Annotated in this window: 16 protein-coding genes and 1 pseudogene; 11 read left to right on the forward strand and 6 right to left on the reverse strand. The window is 63.4% G+C overall.

Annotation, left to right across the window (positions count from 1 at the left end):
* Nucleotides 1-344 (forward strand): annotated as a pseudogene (locus OCL88_RS06690) (pyridoxal 5'-phosphate synthase lyase subunit PdxS); the annotation flags it as partial.
* Between the two features lie 70 nt (nt 345-414).
* On the opposite strand, the gene OCL88_RS06695 reads toward OCL88_RS06690, so the two are convergent.
* Nucleotides 415-2,433, reverse strand: a complete 2,019-nt coding sequence (locus OCL88_RS06695) for a M3 family metallopeptidase (protein ID WP_264962005.1) — start codon at nt 2,431-2,433, stop codon at nt 415-417.
* Nucleotides 2,434-2,516: 83 nt separating this feature from the next.
* Here OCL88_RS06695 and OCL88_RS06700 point away from each other — a divergent pair, with 83 nt between their 5' ends.
* Nucleotides 2,517-3,764, forward strand: a complete 1,248-nt coding sequence (locus OCL88_RS06700; RefSeq protein ID WP_264962006.1) for a CapA family protein — start codon at nt 2,517-2,519, stop codon at nt 3,762-3,764.
* A gap of 16 nt (nt 3,765-3,780) precedes the next feature.
* On the opposite strand, the gene OCL88_RS06705 is transcribed toward OCL88_RS06700, so the two are convergent.
* Together OCL88_RS06705 and OCL88_RS06710 are read right to left on the reverse strand one after the other, a co-directional pair.
* Entirely contained in the window at nt 3,781-4,512 is a 732-nt protein-coding gene (locus tag OCL88_RS06705) for a type 1 glutamine amidotransferase (RefSeq protein ID WP_193593575.1), read from the reverse strand.
* A complete protein-coding gene (locus OCL88_RS06710; RefSeq protein ID WP_062096939.1) occupies nt 4,509-5,828 on the reverse strand; it encodes a Mur ligase family protein in 1,320 nt (439 codons plus the stop codon). The genes OCL88_RS06705 and OCL88_RS06710 overlap by 4 nt, the downstream gene beginning before the upstream one ends.
* An 80-nt stretch (nt 5,829-5,908) precedes the next feature.
* Between OCL88_RS06710 and pdxT the strand changes: the two genes are divergently transcribed.
* The 9 genes from pdxT (at nt 5,909) to OCL88_RS06755 (ending at nt 15,692) form a co-directional block, all read left to right on the forward strand.
* A complete protein-coding gene (pdxT, locus tag OCL88_RS06715) occupies nt 5,909-6,610 on the forward strand; it encodes a pyridoxal 5'-phosphate synthase glutaminase subunit PdxT (RefSeq protein ID WP_201433320.1) in 702 nt (233 codons plus the stop codon).
* Nucleotides 6,611-6,613: 3 nt separating this feature from the next.
* Nucleotides 6,614-7,369: a YebC/PmpR family DNA-binding transcriptional regulator gene (locus OCL88_RS06720; protein ID WP_201433319.1), complete on the forward strand. Its 756-nt coding sequence runs from the start codon at nt 6,614-6,616 to the stop codon at nt 7,367-7,369.
* 64 nt (nt 7,370-7,433) lie between these two features.
* On the forward strand, nt 7,434-8,009 hold the full coding sequence (ruvC, locus tag OCL88_RS06725) for a crossover junction endodeoxyribonuclease RuvC (RefSeq protein WP_031215978.1): 576 nt from the start codon (nt 7,434-7,436) through the stop codon (nt 8,007-8,009).
* A gap of 61 nt (nt 8,010-8,070) precedes the next feature.
* Nucleotides 8,071-8,715, forward strand: a complete 645-nt coding sequence (gene ruvA / locus OCL88_RS06730) for a Holliday junction branch migration protein RuvA (RefSeq protein WP_201433318.1) — start codon at nt 8,071-8,073, stop codon at nt 8,713-8,715.
* On the forward strand, nt 8,708-9,784 hold the full coding sequence (gene ruvB, locus OCL88_RS06735; RefSeq protein WP_021470627.1) for a Holliday junction branch migration DNA helicase RuvB: 1,077 nt from the start codon (nt 8,708-8,710) through the stop codon (nt 9,782-9,784). Before ruvA ends, ruvB begins: the two co-directional genes overlap by 8 nt.
* Before the next feature lie 103 nt (nt 9,785-9,887).
* Nucleotides 9,888-10,271, forward strand: coding sequence for a preprotein translocase subunit YajC (yajC, locus tag OCL88_RS06740; RefSeq protein ID WP_021470626.1), 384 nt, complete (start codon nt 9,888-9,890; stop codon nt 10,269-10,271).
* Nucleotides 10,272-10,385: 114 nt separating this feature from the next.
* Nucleotides 10,386-12,155 (forward strand): protein translocase subunit SecD, encoded by a 1,770-nt coding sequence (gene secD / locus OCL88_RS06745; RefSeq protein ID WP_243540988.1) that lies wholly within the window; start codon nt 10,386-10,388, stop codon nt 12,153-12,155.
* On the forward strand, nt 12,155-13,144 hold the full coding sequence (gene secF, locus OCL88_RS06750) for a protein translocase subunit SecF (RefSeq protein WP_243540987.1): 990 nt from the start codon (nt 12,155-12,157) through the stop codon (nt 13,142-13,144). Before secD ends, secF begins: the two co-directional genes overlap by 1 nt.
* A 157-nt stretch (nt 13,145-13,301) precedes the next feature.
* Entirely contained in the window at nt 13,302-15,692 is a 2,391-nt protein-coding gene (locus OCL88_RS06755; protein ID WP_031215976.1) for a RelA/SpoT family protein, read from the forward strand.
* On the opposite strand, the gene OCL88_RS06760 is transcribed toward OCL88_RS06755, so the two are convergent.
* The 3 genes from OCL88_RS06760 to OCL88_RS06770 all read right to left on the reverse strand — a co-directional run bounded on the left by OCL88_RS06760 (nt 15,689) and on the right by OCL88_RS06770 (nt 18,736).
* A complete protein-coding gene (locus tag OCL88_RS06760) occupies nt 15,689-16,288 on the reverse strand; it encodes a hypothetical protein (RefSeq protein WP_166187255.1) in 600 nt (199 codons plus the stop codon). The genes OCL88_RS06755 and OCL88_RS06760 overlap by 4 nt on opposite strands.
* Nucleotides 16,289-16,384: 96 nt before the next feature.
* Nucleotides 16,385-17,875 carry a DUF349 domain-containing protein gene (locus OCL88_RS06765; protein WP_179014207.1) on the reverse strand — a complete coding sequence of 497 codons (1,491 nt, stop codon included), beginning with the start codon at nt 17,873-17,875 and terminating at the stop codon, nt 16,385-16,387.
* 66 nt (nt 17,876-17,941) lie between these two features.
* A complete protein-coding gene (locus OCL88_RS06770) occupies nt 17,942-18,736 on the reverse strand; it encodes a peptidylprolyl isomerase (protein ID WP_201433314.1) in 795 nt (264 codons plus the stop codon).
* Nucleotides 18,737-18,910: the final 174 nt, after the last annotated feature.

The following is an 18,910-nucleotide window of genomic DNA, read 5'->3' on the forward strand; positions in this document are numbered from 1 at the left end:
AACTGTACGTTGCTGCGAAGGAACTGCAGGCCCCGTACGAGCTGGTCAAGGAAGTTGCTGCCACGGGCAAGCTTCCGGTGGTGCTGTTCACCGCCGGCGGTATCGCGACTCCGGCTGATGCTGCGATGATGATGCAGCTCGGCGCTGACGGTGTGTTCGTCGGTTCCGGTATCTTCAAGTCCGGCAACCCGGCCCAGCGTGCCGCCGCCGTCGTCAAGGCAACCACGTTCCACGATGACCCGGACGTGATCGCGAAGGTCTCCCGCGGCCTCGGCGAGGCGATGGTCGGCATCAACGTCGACGAAATCCCCGAACCCCACCGCCTGGCCGAACGCGGCTGGTAAAGCACCCCGACGACGTCGGCTGGCCACCTTAACGGTGACCAGCCGGCGTCGTTGTTTTAAGCCTCCAGGCTCAAGCCTCGTCGAGGCCGCGGCGTTTTAGCAGTGGTTCAATCCTGGCGTCGCGTCCACGGAAAATCCGGAAGGACTCGAGGGGGTCGCGGCTGTTGCCGCGGGAGAGCAGCTCCTGACGGAAGTGGTCACCGTTTGCCCGGGTCAGCCCGCCGTTGTCCTTGAACCACTCGACGGTGTCCGCGTCCAGGACTTCACTCCAGATGTAGGAGTAGTACCCCGCTGCATAGCCTGCGCCCGCGAAAATGTGCTGGAAGTAGCCGCTGCGGTAGCGGGGCGGGATCAGCGGATGGGCGATCCCGGAGTCCACGAGGGACCGGCTTTCGAAATCCATGATGTCTTCGGGGATTTCTTCTGCCCCCAATGCGTGCCACGCCATGTCCAACAGCGCGGCGCCGAGGTATTCCGTGGTGGCAAAACCCTCACCCCAGAGGAGCGATGCCTCGAGTTTCTCCACTGTTTCCCCGGGCAGTGGCTGGTCCGTGACATGATGCCGGGCATAGTTTGCCAGCACTTCCGGCCACATGAGCCACATCTCATTGACCTGGGAAGGGTACTCGACGAAGTCCCGCGGTACTGATGTCCCGGAGAACCGTGGGAAGGCCACGTCGGAGAATAAGCCGTGCAGCGCGTGCCCGAACTCGTGGAACACTGTGCGGACCTCGTCCAGGGTCAGCAGCGCAGGTTCGCCGGGCGCCGGTTTGCTGATGTTGAGGTTATTGATGACTACCGCCCGGGTTCCCAAAAGGTGGGACTGGTCCACGAGGGAGTTCATCCACGCTCCGCCCCGCTTGGTCTCCCTGCTGAAGTAGTCGCCCAGGAAGAGACCGAGGCTGCTGCCGTCCCCGTCCCGGACTTCCCACACCCGGACGTCGGGGTGGTAGCCCTGAAGGTCGGACCGTTGGTGGAACGTAACCCCGTAGAGCTGCGTGGCGGCATGAAAAGCTCCGTTCACAAGCACTGATTCCAGGGAGAAGTAGGGGCGCAGTGCTTGCTCGTCCACCTGGAACCTTTCCTTGCGTACCCGGGCCGAATAGTATGCCCAATCCCAAGGTTCCAGGCTGTGTCCGGCTACTTCGGCCAAGGCCCGGGCTTCGGCGTGTGCATTCCGCATGGCCGCAGGGGCGAGCTTGGTGAGCATGCCTTGTACTGCTGCCAAGTCCGGGGCGGTCTGCCTGTCCACTATCAGCTCCGCGAAATTCGGGAATCCCAGGAGGCTTGTTTTCTCCGCCCTGAGGCGGACGGTGCGCTCAATGAGGTCCCGCACATCCAGGGGCCCGGCTTCGATTCCACGGGAAACGGAAGCCTCGTAAAGCCGGCGGCGGACCTCACGATCCTCAAGCGAAGCCAGCACGGGTTGGTTGCTGGGCTGGATGAGGCCGAGCAGGTACTTGCCGTCCGCTCCTGCCTCCTTCGCGGCCTCGGCGGCAGTTGCGATGTCCTCGGTGGAAAGGCCCGCCAAACCGGCAGGGTCCTCGACCAGGACGGCGGCCGCTTTCATTCCTTCTTTGACGCGCTGCCCATAGTCGGTGCCCAGCCTGGAGAGTTCGGCGTTGATGGCACGGAGCCGGTCTTGGCTGGCTTGGTCCAGTTGGATGCCGGACTGCCTGAACTCTTTCAAGTACTCCTCCACCAAGCGCGCGGAGGCGGCATCCAGCGAAGAAGTGTCGATAGCGAGGAAACGTTCGTAGAGGCCGCTGTTCAAGTAGATGGCATCCTGGTGTTCAGCCAGCTTGGGGGACACATCAGTCTCGATCTCCCGGATTTCCTCGGAGGCATCGGCCGAGACCAGCGTAAAGAAGGCCGCGGCAGCGCGCGCCAGGAGCTGTCCTGAGCGTTCCATGGCAGCGGCAGTGTTTTCGAAGGTCGGGGGTTCGGAGTTGCCCGTAATCGCCGTGATTTCCTGCAGCTGCGCAGCGAGCCCGGCGTCGATCGCTTCTGCATAGTGTTCGGGGGAGATGTCCGCGAAGGGTGGAAGCCCGAAGGGCAGCTCGCTGGGAGTCAGCAGGGGATTGGTCATGAAGTGACTCTTTCACTTAACAAGCACGTCCTCAAGGGTGGCACGCACCCTTCTTCGCGGGGCGCGCCCATAGGATTGGCCCTATGGGGAACATCACCTTTTTCCGAGTCCGCTCACTGGCGAAGCCGGCGGCCGTGCTGGCGATTGCCGCCGCCTTGTCGCTGTCGCTGAACTCCTGCGGCGTGCTCGCTGAACAGCCCGATCAATCAAGCAGTACTGCGGCAGCGCCGGAAACGGTCACACCCACGCCGACGCCCACCCCGACCCCGACTCCCGGCAAAGGGCCGGCGTGCCCCACGCTTCGCTGCACGTCCGTCACGGTCACCGGAGACATGCTGGTTCACACCCAGCTCTGGCAACAGGCGCGCGCTGATGCGGCCGCGGCAGGACAGCCCGGTTACAACTTCGTCCCGCTCCTGGAGGGCCAGCGCCGCTACATCAGTGCCAGCGATCTTGCGATCTGCCATCAGGAAACTCCGGTGGCCACCCCTGAGGGTCCGTTCTCCGCTTATCCGTCGTTCAACGTGCCGCCGCAGATCATCGCGGCCTCGAAAGACGTGGGATACCAAGCCTGCACGACAGCAAGCAACCACACCATCGACCGCGGAACAGAAGGTCTCTTGCGGACCTTGGATGCCCTGGATGCGGCCGGCCTGAAGCACACAGGCTCCTACCGTACCGAGGCGGCCTCAAAAGAAATCCTGCTGCTCAAGACGCCTGCGGCCACCGTGGCCGTCATCGAGGGCACCTATGGCCACAACGGCCAGATCCCGGAGTATCCGTGGCTGGTCGACGAGCTTGACCCGGCCGTGATGATTGCGAAGGCCAAACAGGCGCGCGCCTCGGGAGCGGATATTGTGCTGGGCGTCATGCACGCAGGAGACGAATACGCCAGTGAGCCGAACGCGCAGCAGCAGGAGACTGCCCATGCGCTGGTGGACAGCGGGCAGTTCACCATGATCTACGGCCACCACACCCATTCCGTGCTGCCGATCGAGAATTACAAAGGCACCTGGATTGTCTATGGCCTGGGCAATGGCGTCACTGAGTTGTCACCGTGGTACGTGGTCAACAATGAAGGACTGCTGGTACGCGCCCAGTTCAGCCAGAACGAGGCCGGTCAGTGGACAGCATCCGATCTTGCCTGGGCGCCCTCGGTGATCGTCCGCGACCCCTACCGCTGGTGCTCCGTGGCCAGTGATGCGCCCCAGGGTGTCTGTGCGTCACCGGCTGCCGACGCCGAAACCCGGCTACGGACCCGGACGGTCGTCGAGTCCATGGGTGCAGCGGCCGCGGGAGCCCGCGAGCTGCTGGTCACCCATGAGAAGTAGCAGGAGAAGTAGCGCCTTACCGCGGGCGGCGGGCAGCGTGTTCGCGGGCGAGGCGGGCGTATCCGTCGTCGGGCTTTCCCGGAACAAACTCACCGAACTTGCGTTCCGCGGCCGTCTTGATCAGGAAGTCGGCGATGGCAGGGTTCTTGGGCAGCAGCGAGCCGTGGAGGTAGCTGGCCACCACGTTCCGGTAGCGCGCCCCCTCGTGGCCGTCCTTGCTGTTGTTGCCGGCGCCCTTGGTCACCGTGCCAAGAGGTTCGACGCCGGGTCCCAGGGTGGTCTGCCCGCTGTGGTTCTCGTACCCAAGGATTTCGCCGAATTCGGGGGACTTCAGGGTCACGTTGCCGATCAGGCGTTCATCGGTGCCCTGGGTCTCGACGTCAAGGATGCCGATTCCCGGAATGACGGGACCGGCGCTGGTCTTGAAGAATTTGCCGAACAACTGGTAAAGCCCGCAAATGACCAGCATGGGTGCGCCGTCCTCGGCCATGGAGCGCAATTGTGCGGCCCGGCCCTGAAGATCCTCCTGGATGACTACCTGGCCGCTGTCCTGGCCGCCTCCGCCCACAATGAGGTCCACGTCGTCGGGGAACTCGTCGCCGACGTTGTATTCAAGGAGTTCCGGGGTATAGCCGTGCCACTTGATTCTTTGTTGGAGAACCAGTGCGTTGCCCCAGTCCCCGTAGATGTTCATGTCCTTCGGATAGAGCTGGAGGACCCGAAGGGTTCCTTTTGATTCCGATGTCATGAGACCACCTCAACAATGGTGATTTTGGCCAGTTCGCGGCGGATGGCGAGCATGGCCGTGTAGGTGCAGAAGATCCTCTTGGGCTTGCCGCGGGACCCATCAATGAACTTGCGCAGCGCAGCCGTGATGTCAGTTTCGACGGCGCCGAAGGGTACCTCGTCGTACTGGAGGCGAAGCGCCATGTCGTAGGCGCGGACGCCCGTGAGGACTTCCACGCCGTCTTCGCGCAGCGATTCGAATTCAACGTCCCACAGCCACGACATATCCCTGCCGTCCGCGTAGTTGTCGTTGATGGCGATCATGGTTGCGTACCCGCCCGCCGGGAATGACTTCAGGCCCAGCCGGAAACCGCTGGGGTTCTTCACCAGCACCAGTTCCAGCGGCTGGCCGTCAACGGTGAGGCTCTCACCGCGGCCGAAGGCAGGTGCCACTTCACCCAGGGCCTTCACCAGTTTGGGGGTGTCCACAGCGCCGGTTCCCAGGATTGCGCGGGCCAGCGACAACGCTGCAGCAGCATTGAAGATGTTGTAGACGCCACGGAGCTTCATGGGGGTGGTCACCGTTTCGCCGTCGAACTCGAAGTCGGCGTCGCGGGCACCGACGCGGCGCAGTACGACGTCGGCCTCCGGTGCCGCAGGCAGCTCGCCTGCGGGGGTGGTGCCGGGGGAAGCGGTTCCGGTAGCCGTGCGCATTTCGTCGTCGTTGGGGAAAGTACTCCGCAGCGACTCATCGAGGCCGAAGTAGCGGACCGCGGCATGGTGGACGGACCCGAGTCCCTGCACGCTGCCGGCAATCCGGGCTACCCGCGGATCTTCCCGGTTCAACACCACGGTGTCCGTGGTCTTCATGGCGATGTGTTCCAGGAGGCGGGCGGTCTTGTCGATTTCGCCGAACCTGTCCAGTTGGTCACGCAGCACATTCAGCAGCAGGCTGAAGCGCGGCGAGACCTTGTTGACGAAGTGCACGGCGTGCGCCTCATCCAGTTCCAGCACCGCCACGTCGGCGTCGAGTTTTCCGCGCCAGTCTACATCCCCCAACAGGGACGCAGCCACGCCGCGGGTGAAGTTGCTGCCGCTGCGGTTGGTGAACACCTTCAGGCCTTGGCTTTCGAGCAGTTCCACCACCATTTTGGTGGTGGTTGTCTTGCCGTTCGTCCCACTGACAACGGCCACCCCATGGGGCAGGGAAGCCAGGGTCCGTTCCATGAAGCCGGGGTCGATTTTTTCCACTACGAGGCCGGGAAATGCCGAGCCTCCGCCGCGGAGCCGGGACAGGCCGCGGACCAGCTTGCCGAGGGGGACGCTGAAGGAAAACATGCTCTGTAATATATCCCAGTTGCGGCATGGAGCCTTGTCCCGTTGCGGCCCGTGGGGTCTGCGGACACTATGATGGTCCAATGACCAAAACCCTTTCCGACGCTTCGTCGCGCGTTGGTGCCGGACTCCGGATCGGCGTGCTGGCGCTTCAGGGCGACTTCCGCGAGCACATCCACGCGGTGGAAGCTGCAGGCGCCACCGGTGTCGGGATCCGCAGGGCCGGGGAACTTGATGACATCGACGGCCTGATCATCCCGGGCGGCGAGTCAACGGCAATCGACAAGCTCGCCAGGATATTCGACGTTGCTGATCCCTTGCGCCAACGGATCGCCGACGGACTTCCCGTCTACGGTTCGTGTGCAGGCATGATCCTGCTCGCCAACGACATCGCGGACCCCGCTACGGACCTGTCCGGAAACCCCCAGCAGACCTTCGGTGGGCTTGACATTACGGTCCGCCGCAACGCCTTTGGGCGCCAACGGGAATCCTTTGAGACGGACCTGGACTTCAAGGGCCTTGATTTCAGTGCCGGCGAGTCCGGCGTGGACCCGGTACACGCGGTATTCATCCGCGGACCGTGGGTGGAACGGGTTGGTCCCGACGTTGAGATCCTGGCGCAGGTGGATCCCGACCACGCCAGCCACACGGCCACCCTGCACGGGATGGCTAGAATTGTTGCAGTGCGCTCCGGCCGTTTGCTGGCCACTTCCTTCCATCCGGAGGTAACAGGGGAGAAGCGCGTGCATGAACTCTTTATTCGAATGATCAGAGGAGAAGCGTAAAGCATGTCAGGCCACTCCAAATGGGCGACCACCAAGCACAAGAAAGCCGTCATTGACGCCCGCCGTGCAAAGTCGTTCGCCAAACTGATCAAGAACATCGAAGTTGCCGCCCGCATGGGTGGTCCGGACCTCGCCGGCAACCCTGGCCTGGAACTGGCAGTCACCAAGGCCAAGAAGACCTCGGTGCCCAACGACAACATCGACCGCGCCATTAAGCGCGGCGCCGGCCTCACCGGTGAAGTGGTGGACTACACCGAGATCATGTACGAAGCCCGCGGTCCGCAGGGTTCGGCGTTGCTCATCGAATGTTTGACGGACAACAAGAACCGTGCAGCCTCCGAGGTCCGGTTGGCGATTTCGCGCAACGGCGGCACCATTGCCGATCCCGGATCCGTGAGCTACCTGTTCACCCGCAAGGGTGTCGTGGTCCTGCCCAAGAATGGATTGTCCGAGGACGACATCCTTATGGCCGTCCTCGACGCCGGCGCCGAAGAGGTCAAGGACAGCGGCGACAACTGGGAAATCCACTCCGAGCCTTCGGACCTTCAGGCCATCCGCGATGCCCTGAAGGAAGCCGGAATCGAGTACGAGTCGGATGAGGCAGAGTTTGTGCCGTCCATGCAGGTCGACCTCGACGTCGATGGTGCCAAGAAGTTCATGAGGTTGGTGGACGCGTTGGAAGACCTGGACGATGTCCAGAACGTCTACAGCAACGCCGACTTCAGCGACGAGGTCCAAGCGGCCCTCGACGCCGACTAACAGCCGTTCACGCCGGCAGCCTCACGTCCGCTGAGGCGTTACATTCACTGAGAAAGGCCCGGATTTGACTCTTCGCGTATTGGGAGTCGATCCGGGCCTTACCCGTTGCGGGATCGGCGTCGTGGATATCGAACGGAACCGCCGCGCAACCATGGTGGCGGTCGGCGTCGTGGGTACCTCTGCGGAACTCACCCTGGACAGGCGCCTGCTGGTCATCGCCCAGGCAATCGATGAGTGGCTGGACCTTCATCAACCCGATGTGGTGGCCGTTGAGCGCGTCTTCTCCCAAATGAACGTCAGTACCGTCATGGGCGTGGCGCAGGCGTCGGGAGTGGTGATCGCGGCTGCCGCCCGGAGGGACATCCCGGTGGCGCTGCACACGCCATCCGAAGTCAAGGCGGCGGTCACGGGCAGCGGAAGTGCCAACAAGGACGCCGTCACCAAGCTGGTCACCAAGATCCTTCGCCTGGATGCCCCGCCCAAGCCGGCCGATGCCGCCGACGCCCTCGCCTTGGCACTCACCCACGCCTGGCGGGCGGGAAACGGGACGGGAGCTCCCGGTGCAAAGGGCAGCTCTGCCCTGACGCCGGCCCAGAAAGCATGGGCAGAAGCCGAAGCGAAGGCGCGGCGCGCGCGCTGAATGCCGGCTGCGCTTGCTAGGGTATTCGTAGATATGTTCGGATAGTTACAGGAGCCCGGTCTTGATCAGTTTTCTTCGTGGCACGGTTGCCCACGTCGGGTTGTCGACGGCAGTGATCGACCTCAACGGTGCAGGCATGAGCGTCCACGCCACACCACAGACGCTGAGCCACCTGAAGCCCGGCGATGAAGCCAAGCTCTTTACGTCCATGATCGTCCGTGAGGATTCGCTGACGCTGTTTGGCTTTGCCGATGACGACGAACGTGAGGTCTTCGATGTCCTTCTCAGCGTCAGCGGAGTAGGGCCGCGGCTGGCGTTGGCCGTCCTTGCCGTCCATGAGCCGGAGGCCATCCGGGTGGCCGCGCACACCGGAGACGGCAAGGCGTTCACCAAGGTCCCGGGCATCGGGCCGAAGGTCGCTGGCCGGATCGTCCTGGAGTTGGCGGGCAAGCTGGTTCCCCATGGCACAGGCACCGCCAGCGCCCCTGCCGCACAGGTAACCGCTGAGTGGAAGCCGCAGGTAGTTGCGGCCATGACCAGCCTGGGATGGTCGGAAAAAGACGCTACGGGCAGCATCGACAAAGCCATGGCCGACTCGCCCGAGCTCGTGGACTCGGGCAATGTTGCCCAGATCCTTCGCGCAACCCTTCGCTGGCTGGGCCAGGACGGGGCCCGTGCGGGCAACCGCGTAGGCAGCCGTGGCTGAGCAATCCCTGGTCGCCGGGGGGGAAGAGCCGGAAGAGCGTGTCATCGAGGCCGCCCTCCGGCCCAAAAACCTTCACGACTTCGTGGGCCAGCACAGGGTCCGGAAGCAGCTTTCGCTGGTCCTGGAAGCCTCACGCATGCGTGATCGGAGCGCCGACCACGTTCTTTTGTCAGGGCCTCCGGGACTCGGCAAGACCACCCTTGCCATGATCATCGCTGCCGAGATGAATGCCCCCCTGCGGATCAGCAGTGGCCCGGCCATCCAGCACGCCGGGGATTTGGCTGCCATTCTCTCCTCCTTATCGGAGGGCGAAGTCCTGTTCCTGGACGAAATCCACCGCATGTCCCGGCCCGCCGAAGAAATGCTGTACATGGCCATGGAAGACTTCCGCGTGGACATCGTGGTGGGCAAGGGTGCCGGAGCCACCGCCATTCCACTGGAGCTCCCGCCGTTCACCTTGGTTGGTGCCACAACCCGTGCCGGACTCCTTCCCGGGCCCCTGAGGGACCGCTTCGGCTTCACGGGCCACTTGGAGTTCTATTCGGTCGAAGAACTTGAACTCGTCCTCCGCCGTTCCGCAGGCCTGTTGGACCTCAAGGTCAATTCGGCCGGCTTTACGGAGATTGCGGGCCGTTCACGCGGCACGCCGCGTATCGCCAACCGCCTGCTTCGCCGTGTCCGTGACTGGGCTTTGGTGCACGGCATCGAGCAGATCGACGCGCGGTCAGCCGCGGCAGCCCTGGATATGTACGAGGTAGACGCCCGCGGGCTCGACCGCCTGGACCGCGCTGTCCTGGAGGCCCTGATCACCAAGTTCAACGGCGGCCCGGTGGGTCTTTCCACGCTGGCCATCGCCGTCGGCGAAGAGCCGGAGACGGTGGAGACCGTTGCAGAGCCGTACCTGGTCCGTGAAGGCCTGATGGGACGCACCCCGCGAGGCCGGATCGCCATGGCGTCAGCCTGGACCCACCTGGGGTATGCCGTCCCTGCCGGGGTGTTTGGCCAGGAAGCCTTTCCCCTGTTCGAAGAGGATGAAAACCACGCTGAGAGCGTAGACAGCATCGGTTAACACGCCGCACCCGGAATTTCCCACTAGACTGGTATGACGCTCGGCACAGGACGCTGCCGTGAACGCAAACGTAAGTACAGAACGGAACTTCCCTGTGGATCCAATGACCATATTGCTCTTCGTCATGCTGGGACTCTTTGTCTTCATGATGTTCCGCCGCAACAAGAAGACCCAGCAGCAGCAGGCTGAAATGCAGTCGAAGTTTGCTCCGGGCGTTGACGTCATGACCAGCTTTGGCCTTTTCGGCCGCATTGTCTCCATCGACGAGGCCGAGAACAAGGTCGTTTTGGAGCTTTCCCCGGGCAACGAAGCCACGGTGCACCGCCAGGCAGTAACCAAGGTCATCGACCAGCCGGCAGAGGAAACCCCGGTTGTTCCGGATGACGCGTCCTCGCTCACCGTAACCGGCACGGAGGCCCCGGCGGCTCCGGAAACTCCCGAGGAAACCATTGCGCGCCTCAACAAAGAGGACAAGAAGGACAACTAGCACTGTCAGCCGCGGTACCACCGCGCAAGATAACTTCTACGGCAGCGGAGAGCCGCCGGCGGACGCCCACCGGCGTCGGCCGGCGGCTGTCCGGCGATAACAGGAAGATCGATAATGGCACGGACCGGCCCTAGGAATTCAGCGCGCAGAGTGCTGACTTGGCTTGGAGCAATATTCGTCGTACTAACCGCAGTTCTGGCCGGGGGTGTCATCACCGGCAACGCCACGTGGGCTCCCAAGCTTGCGCTGGACCTTGAGGGCGGAACCCAGATGATCCTGGCGCCACGCGTCGAGGGCTCCAGCGAGATCAACGAAGAACAGCTCAACCAGGCCGTGGCGATCATCCGCCAGCGCGTTGATGGTTCCGGCGTGGCAGAAGCCGAGATCAGCACGCAGTCCGGCCGCAACGTCGTGGTCAGCCTTCCGGGAACACCGTCGAAGGAAACCCGCGACCTCATCCAGGCGTCGGCGGACATGAACTTCCGCCCCGTGATTGCCGCGGCTGACCCGGCGGCAATTCCTGCCGAGTCCCGCACTCCGGATGACCAGCTGAACAAGCCCACGGCCGAGCCGACGAACGCCAGCGACACCAACTGGATCACCCCGGAAGTCCAAAAGGAATTCGAGGCTCTGGATTGCGTCAATCCGGCTGCGGAGAAGCGCGAGCGTTCCGACCCGGCCAAGCCGTTGGTCACATGCGAACTTGCTACGGACAAGACCCCCGCCATCAAGTACATCCTCGGTCCCGTAGAGGTCAAGGGCCAGGACATTGCGGATTCTTCCTTCTCCCAGGTCCAGGGAGCCCAGGGTTCCGTCACCAACTCCTGGGGTGTCAACATCGAGTTCAACGGTGACGCTACGGAGAAGTTCAAGAAGGTTACCGAACGGCTTAACCAGTTCTACAACGCCTCCCTGGCACAGGGCGGCAACGATCCCAAGGCGCAGTTCGCCATCGTCCTGGACGACCAGGTCATTTCCGCCCCCCGGGCACTGGCGGTCATCACTGACGGCAAGCCGCAGATCACGGGCAACTTCACGCAAGCATCCGCCAAGGCACTTTCCGAGCAGCTCCGCTACGGCGCGCTTCCGATCTCCTTTGAGATCCAGTCACAGGAACAGATTTCCGCCACCCTGGGTGGCGACCAGCTGCGCCTGGGTCTCTTGGCCGGCATCATCGGCCTCGTGCTCGTGGTGGTCTACTCGCTCTTCCAGTACCGCGCACTCGGGTTCGTCACCATCGCTTCCCTCGTTGTCGCCGGCGCGCTGACCTATCTCGCGATCGCCATCCTCGGCTGGACCGAAAACTACCGCCTGTCGCTGGCCGGTGTTGCGGGCCTCATTGTGGCCATCGGCCAGACTGCGGACTCCTTCATCGTGTACTTCGAACGTATCCGTGACGAGCTGCGCGAAGGCAGGGGCCTGGTGTCCGCCGTCGAGAACGGCTGGAAGCGCGCCAAGCGGACCGTCCTGGCCTCCAAGGCAGTCAACCTCCTTGCAGCCGTGGTGCTGTACTTCGTCGCCGTCGGTAACGTGCGTGGCTTCGCCTTCACGCTGGGCCTGACCGCTGTGGCCGACCTCATCGTCGTGTTCATGTTCACCCACCCCATGCTGCAGGTCCTGGCCCGCACCAAGTTCTTCGGCGAAGGCCACCGCTTCTCCGGACTGTCTCCTGACCGCCTGGGTGCGGTGCCGTTGTACCGGGGTGCCGGCCGGATCCGGACACCTGAGGAGAAGCCCCCCAACGTCAGGCCCCGCAACGCCGGTGCCGTGGCGGAAGCCGAACGGCGCATGACCATCGCCGAACGACGCCTTGCCGAGAAGGGGCAGCTCACCGGCTCGTCCAACGGCAACAAGTCATCCAACGCCACCAGCGAGGAGAAGTAATGACTACCAGCTTCGCGACCTTCGGCTATGAGCTCTACACGGGCAAGCGGTCCTACAATTTTGTGGACTCGAAGAAGATCTGGTTCATCATCGCTGCCGTGGCAGTGGCGTTGTCCATCCTCATCCCGGTGCTCAAGGGCGGCTTCAACCTGGGCATCGAGTTCCGCGGCGGTTCTGAGTTCACGGTGTCCAATGTTTCCACCACGGATGCCGGACTTGGAGAGAAGGCGGTCCACGACGTCGTTCCCGGTGCCGTGCCGCGTGTTGCCAACGTTGCCGGCAACACCATGCGGATCCAGACGGACCAATTGACCGATGATGAGACCAACCGCATCAAGGAAGGCCTCACCAGCGCCTACGGGGTTACCGACAACGAAGTGACATCCAACTTCGTCGGCCCCACGTGGGGCCAGGACGTGACCCGGCAGGCATTGATCGGCCTGGTGGTGTTCGTCGGCCTGGCTGCTGTCCTCATGGCGCTGTACTTCAGGACGTGGAAGATGTCCCTGTCCGCCCTGGTGGGCATGCTGGTGACGATGTTCGTCACGGCGGGTGTGTACGCCCTGAGTGATTTTGAAGTAACCCCGTCGGCCATCATCGGCTTCCTGACGGTCCTTAGCTATTCGCTGTACGACACCGTGGTGGTCTTCGACAAGATCCGGGAGAACACCTCGGACATTTCCACCTCCACCCGCCGGACGTTCGGCGAAGAGGTGAACCTCGCGGTCAACCAGACCTTGGTGCGTTCGATCAACACCATGATGGTTGCTGTCCTCCCCGTGGCAGCGATCCTCTTCATTGGTGCCGGACTCCTGGGGGCCGGAACACTCCGCGACCTGTCCCTGGCGCTGTTCGTCGGGATCCTCATCGGTACCGCAGCCACCATCTTCATTGCCGCTCCGCTGTATGCCTGGCTCCGCCAGGGCGAACCGGACCTCGTGAAGCAGGCGAAGAAGGTGGCCCACCGGAGGGCTGAAGCCGCTGCCTGACGAAGACGCTTGAACAACGGAAAGAGCCGGCCCCTGCCAGGATGCAGGGGCCGGCTCTTTGACTTGCCGCTGTTCGCGTCATGTGCGTCGCGGTTGCGGAAGCATTCGTTGGCGGGAATAGACTGGAAGAATTAAATCGGTCGTGAGGGGTACTTCTGTGGAAGAGCGTGCGACGTCGGCACCACCGGCGGGCGGAGAAGACGGTCACAGCGGTGTGGCGGTTCCAGCAACAAGCGTGGCTGGGCGGTCTGCTGCTGTGCCGGTTGACGCCCCGGGGGCGCGTCCAACCTTCCCCGGACGGCGGGAAAGGACCCGTTCGCGGCTTGCCCGGCTTACCGGACGTGGGGTAGCTCCGTATTCGCCCATCCTGGAGCCGCTCCTCCGCACTGTCAGGGCCAACAACCCCAAAGAGGATTTCGACCTCATCCAGCGCGCCTTCGCAGTGGCCGAGCAGAGCCACCAGGGGCAGAAGCGCAAGAGCGGCGACCCCTACATCACCCATCCCGTCGCCGTCGCCACGATCCTGGCCGAACTGGGCATGACCGGCACCACCTTGGCTGCGGCGCTGCTCCACGACACCGTGGAGGATACGCCGTACACGCTGGCAGACCTGACCCGTGACTTCGGGCCCGAAGTGGCCATGCTCGTGGACGGGGTGACCAAGCTGGACAAGGTCAGCTTCGGTGAGGCTGCCCAGTCCGAGACCGTCCGCAAAATGGTCGTGGCCATGGCAAAGGACATCCGGGTCCTCATGATCAAGCTCGCGGACCGTCTGCATAACGCCAGGACGTGGCGTTTCGTCTCTGCGGAATCTTCCTCCCGCAAGGCTCGGGAGACCCTGGAAATCTTTGCCCCGCTGGCGCACCGCCTTGGCATGAACACCATCAAGTGGGAGCTCGAGGATCTCTCCTTTGCAGCCCTGTATCCCAAGGTGTACGAGGAAATCGTCCGGATGGTGGGGGATAGGACCCCCGAGCGGGAGAAGAGCCTCAGCGTCATCCGCAACCAGATCGCCGACGACCTTCGGACGGCGCGCATCAAGGCCACCATTACCGGCCGTCCCAAGCACTACTACTCGATCTACCAGAAGATGATCGTCCGGGATAAGGACTTCGACGACATCAACGACCTTATGGGCGTGCGCGTGCTGGTTGATTCGGTCCGCGACTGTTACGCCGCGCTGGGCACACTGCATTCGCGGTGGAACCCCTTGCCCGGGCGTTTCAAGGACTACATCGCGATGCCGAAGTTCAACATGTACCAGTCCCTGCACACCACCGTGATCGGTCCGGGCGGCAAACCCGTGGAGATCCAGATCCGTACGCATGAAATGCATCGCAGGGCCGAATACGGCGTGGCCGCGCACTGGAAGTACAAGGATCAGCCCAACCGTACCGCTGTCGGCCCCGGCAGCCCCCGGGACGGAGACATGGGTTGGCTGAGGTCGCTGGTCGACTGGCAGCAGGAAACCTCGGATCCTGGTGAGTTCCTTGACTCCCTGCGTTATGAGATCAACGCCCGTGAGGTGTTCGTCTTCACTCCGAAGGGTGAAGTCATGGCTCTGCCCGCAGGCTCTACCCCGGTTGACTTCGCCTACGCCGTGCACACGGAGGTTGGTCACCGGACGATCGGCGCCCGCGTCAACGGCAAGCTGGTTCCGCTCAACAGCGAGCTGAACCACGGCGACTGGGTGGAGATCTTTACTTCCAAGGCCGAAGGTGCAGGTCCCAGCCAGGACTGGCAACACTTCGTCAAATCGGCCCGTGCCCGCAACAAGATCCGCCAATGGTTCACCAAGGAACGCCGCGAGGAAGCAATTGACCGCGGCAAGGACATGCTGACCCGGGCAATGCGGAAGCAGAACCTTCCGTTGCAGCGTTTGATGACCCACGATGCCCTCTCTGCTGTTGCCGAGGAGTTCCATTACGTCGACATCTCCGGGCTCTACGCGGGGGTGGGCGATGGACACACGTCCGCGCAGTCGGTCATGGAGAAGCTCGTCGAGCACCTGGGCGGTCAAGAGACGCCGGACGAGGACCTTGACGAGGTCAGCATCCCCACCCAGGTGGCCAAGTCCAAGTTCTCCGATTCAGGTGTGATCGTGCGTGGAGTCGGGGATGTCTGGGTGAAACTCGCCCGGTGTTGCACTCCGGTGCCGCCGGATCCGATCCTTGGCTTCGTGACGCGTGGTTCGGGAGTCTCTGTCCACCGGACGGACTGCACCAACGTTTCCGGGCTCCGGGACCAGCCGGACAGGATCGTCGAGGTCGAGTGGGCGCCAACGCAGTCGAGCGTGTTCCTCGTGGAGATCCAGGTCGAAGCGTTGGACCGGAAGTCGCTCCTCTCCGACGTCACCCGGGTTCTGTCGGAAAACCACGTGAACATCCTGGCTGCTTCGGTGCATACGTCCAGCGACAGGGTAGCCATCTCGAAGTTTGCCTTCGAGATGGGGGATCCGAAGTATCTCCACCATGTCCTGAGCGCTGTTCGTCGCATTGACGGTGTGTTCGACGTGTACAGAACTACCGGCAACCGTCGCCGCACCTAGCGTTGACCCAGCGCGGCGAGTGTCGACAACGCCCGTTTCTTGTGGGGAACGCGCGGTGCAGCCTCGACGGCCAGTGTGAGAAGCCGCAGGCGTACGCCCAGGTCCGGACGTGCCAGCAGTGAGAATAAGGCCGGCAGTGCCCGTTCTTCCTCGATATGCAGTGCGATGTCCGCTGCCGTCCGCAAGGGACTGCTGACAAGCATGCCGCCGAGGCTCACCACATCCATTTGACCCAGCTTGACTTCGTGGAGGCTGCAGTCCCGGGCGCCGCGGAGACTTGAGATACGGTGCTTTGCGTCGACCAGGAGTGACAGCCGCTCCGGAGGAGCCGCGCAACCGTAGATCCAGGCTGCTGTCAGGCGCCCCGCCACGACCTTGGTGCGCATCCTGGCGGGAACTGTGAGGGCCGCCGCACGTGCGCGCAGCCTCGGGGTTGTTGCCACTCCAGGTGCTGCGTAACTCTTTCCGTAGAGCGGGCGAAGGATCCCGTCCAGTGCCATGCTTTGAAGCTCCGGCCACGTGAATATCCGGCTGGGGGAGTACAACTCCTGGAGGGCGGGCTCCTGCAGGTGCGTGGCGGGATCGAAGGAATGCATGCTCTGGTCATTTCCCGCAGCCCTTAAATGCGCACAGGCCCCGGTTCAGTTATGTGGATAACCAAACCGGGGCCTGCAGGCACGCGGTAAGCCTGCCTACGCGAGGTCGCTCGCGGACCGCTGGATCTGGTCCAGCCAGGACTGACGGGCTTCAAGTGCTTCCCGCGCTTCCTTGATGCGGCGCTGGTCTCCGGCTTTTTCTGCCTTCTCCAGATCGTCCTTCAGGTTGGCGATGGCCGACTCCAGCTGGGTCAGGGCGCTGTTGGTGCGGGCCTTCGTTTCAGGATTGCTGCGGCGCCACTTTTCCTCTTCGGCTTCACGCACGGCATCTTCAACCTTGCGGAGTCCGGCTTCGATGCGGCCCATGTCGGCGCGCGGAACCTTGCCGGCTTCCTCCCATCGGTCACGGATGGACTGGAGCGCCTTCTTGGCCAGGTTGAGGTCATTGATGGGAAGGAGGGCCTGGGCCTCGGCCACCAGCTGTTCCTTGACGGCGAGGTTGGCGGTGTACTCCTGGTCGATTTGCTCGTTGGCGGCCTGCCGGTTGCTGAAGAAGACATCCTGCGCAGCGCGGAAACGGGCCCAGAGAGCGTCGTCGTCCTTACGGCTTGCCCGTGGCGTCGCCTTCCACTGGTCCATGAGCCGGCGGTACTCGCCTGCGGCATAGCCCCAGTCAGTCGAGGAAGACAGCGCTTCGGCCTCGGCAATCAAGGCCTCCTTCGCGGCCTTGGCGGCGGAGTTGTTGCTGTCCAGCTGGGAGAAGTAGGCCCGACGGTGACGGTCGAAGACCGTGCGCGCGGAACGGAACCGCTTCCAGAGCGCATCCTCATTGCTACGGCCGAGCCGGACGCCGCTCTTTTGTGCGGTCTTCCACGACTCGAACAACTCGTTCATGCGTGCGCTGGAGGTCTTCCATTGGATCTGGGCCGGATCCTGCCCCGCAATCGCTTCGGCCTCTGCAACAATCGCCTCGCGTGCAGCGAGCTCGTTGGCCCGCACTGCCTCGTGGGCGGCCTTCTCAGACTGTTCGAGTTCAACGATCTGCGCTGAGAGGGTGTCCAAACGGGCCTCGGCGGAGCGGATGTCACCAACCATGTTGCGTTCGGCCAGCTGCTCACGCAGGTGCGTGACGGTTTTCTGCATGTCCGTGGCCGGGGCCTTTGATGCCACCCGGTGTTCCAGCAGGACTACCTGGGCAATGACGTCGTCGAACTTCCTGGCGAAGTAGCCCAAGGCCTCGTCGGGGCTGACGCCCGGGTACTGGCCTACGGGAATTTCCTCGCCGTCCAGCGTCAGAAAGACGTGGCCGTCCCCTTCCGCGCGCCCCCATTTGGCCGCTTCAGCCAAGGACGCCGCGGAAACCGCAGGAGCGGCGGGCACGACGGCGGCGGGCGCCTTGGGGCGGGCAGCGAAAGCCGCGGGGGACGGGGCCGGACGGGGCGCAGCAGGCTGTTCAGCTGCCGGGGAAGGTTCGACGGCGGGTGCCGCCTCCGGGGTGGCGGTTTCGCCGGCCTTTGGCTCGGCAGCCTCAACGGCTTCCTGGTTGCTTACTGCTGCTGTTTCGTCGGATTTCTGACTGTCTGTCACCGCTAAAAGTCTTTCGCTTGGAGGGACTGCTCAGGTAATGCACCCCAGGCCGGGGCCCGGAGTTGGTTACTTCAGTGAAAACGAGTCTATCGTGACAGGTGCCACAGGGGCGCCGTCGTTGTTGGTGGCGTCTGCCTTCAGCCCCGCCGCGGCGATCTTGGACACGACATCCAGGCCACTGGTGACCTGGCCGACCACCGTGTAGCCCCCGGCCGAGTCTGCCGGGATGGTTGTGTCCTTGTAGACGATGAAGAACTGGTGCCCGTTCCCGTAGGCGTTGTTGCCGGTCCGGGCTACAGCAATGGTTCCGGCAGGATACGTGTTGTTTGACGGGGTGTTTTCCAGCGGACCCCATCTGTAGTTTGCGTCGTCCGCTCCGTCTTCCGACTTGGCGCCGCATTGCAGCAGGCCGAAGGTTTCGGAGGTTGTCAGCCGGTGGCAGAAGGTGCCGTCGTAGTAGCCCGAGTCGCTCAGGGATTTGATGACGGCCGCGGCCTGCGGGGCGGTTGTTCCGTCAATCCGGACACCAAGTACGCCGCCGTTCAGGGCAAGCTCGCCTGTGAAGGTCTTGCCCTCAGCAGTGTCCGCAGCCGGAACGTCGGCGCTGTTGGATGCCTGCGGTGACGCGGACGGCGAACTGAGTCCGGCCTGGGCCGCGGCGTACTCTGCCTCGGTGGGGTTGGAATTGAAGACCGTTAATTGGAGCACGGCCGCCAGGACCAAAGCCGAGGCTCCGGCGCCCACCGCCACAATGTTGTCCCGCCTGCGCCGTTTGGTCTGTTGCTGCCGCAGGGCACGCTTGGCCTCCATTTGCCGGATGCGTCGCCGGGCTTCGCGGTCGTCCCGCGATCTTGTTGCCAAGAGTCCTCCTGATGGTGTCCACGTCAACGGCAGTCATGCACCCGGGCGTGCTGCATTAGAACTGCGCGCGGGGAGAGCATAAACTGGCTGCCGCACATAGTTTATGCATGACCGTCCGGACTCCTGCCCAATAAACGCTGAATGCATCTTAATTGCAGTGGCGCGGGCTTCCCG

The sequence above is a fragment of the Paenarthrobacter sp. PAE-2 genome, from assembly GCF_026013155.1.
GTDB lineage: Bacteria > Actinomycetota > Actinomycetes > Actinomycetales > Micrococcaceae > Arthrobacter > Arthrobacter ureafaciens.

Coding starts and splice junctions, on each gene's coding strand:
- secF (WP_243540987.1), top strand. CDS start 12,155: ATGACTACCAGCTTCGCGACCTTCGGCTATGAGCTCTACACGGGCAAG.
- pdxT (WP_201433320.1), top strand. CDS start 5,909: ATGACCAAAACCCTTTCCGACGCTTCGTCGCGCGTTGGTGCCGGACTC.
- OCL88_RS06695 (WP_264962005.1), bottom strand. CDS start 2,433: ATGACCAATCCCCTGCTGACTCCCAGCGAGCTGCCCTTCGGGCTTCCA.
- OCL88_RS06760 (WP_166187255.1), bottom strand. CDS start 16,288: ATGCATTCCTTCGATCCCGCCACGCACCTGCAGGAGCCCGCCCTCCAG.
- OCL88_RS06700 (WP_264962006.1), top strand. CDS start 2,517: ATGGGGAACATCACCTTTTTCCGAGTCCGCTCACTGGCGAAGCCGGCG.
- OCL88_RS06720 (WP_201433319.1), top strand. CDS start 6,614: ATGTCAGGCCACTCCAAATGGGCGACCACCAAGCACAAGAAAGCCGTC.
- OCL88_RS06710 (WP_062096939.1), bottom strand. CDS start 5,828: ATGTTTTCCTTCAGCGTCCCCCTCGGCAAGCTGGTCCGCGGCCTGTCC.
- yajC (WP_021470626.1), top strand. CDS start 9,888: ATGACCATATTGCTCTTCGTCATGCTGGGACTCTTTGTCTTCATGATG.
- secD (WP_243540988.1), top strand. CDS start 10,386: ATGGCACGGACCGGCCCTAGGAATTCAGCGCGCAGAGTGCTGACTTGG.
- OCL88_RS06705 (WP_193593575.1), bottom strand. CDS start 4,512: ATGACATCGGAATCAAAAGGAACCCTTCGGGTCCTCCAGCTCTATCCG.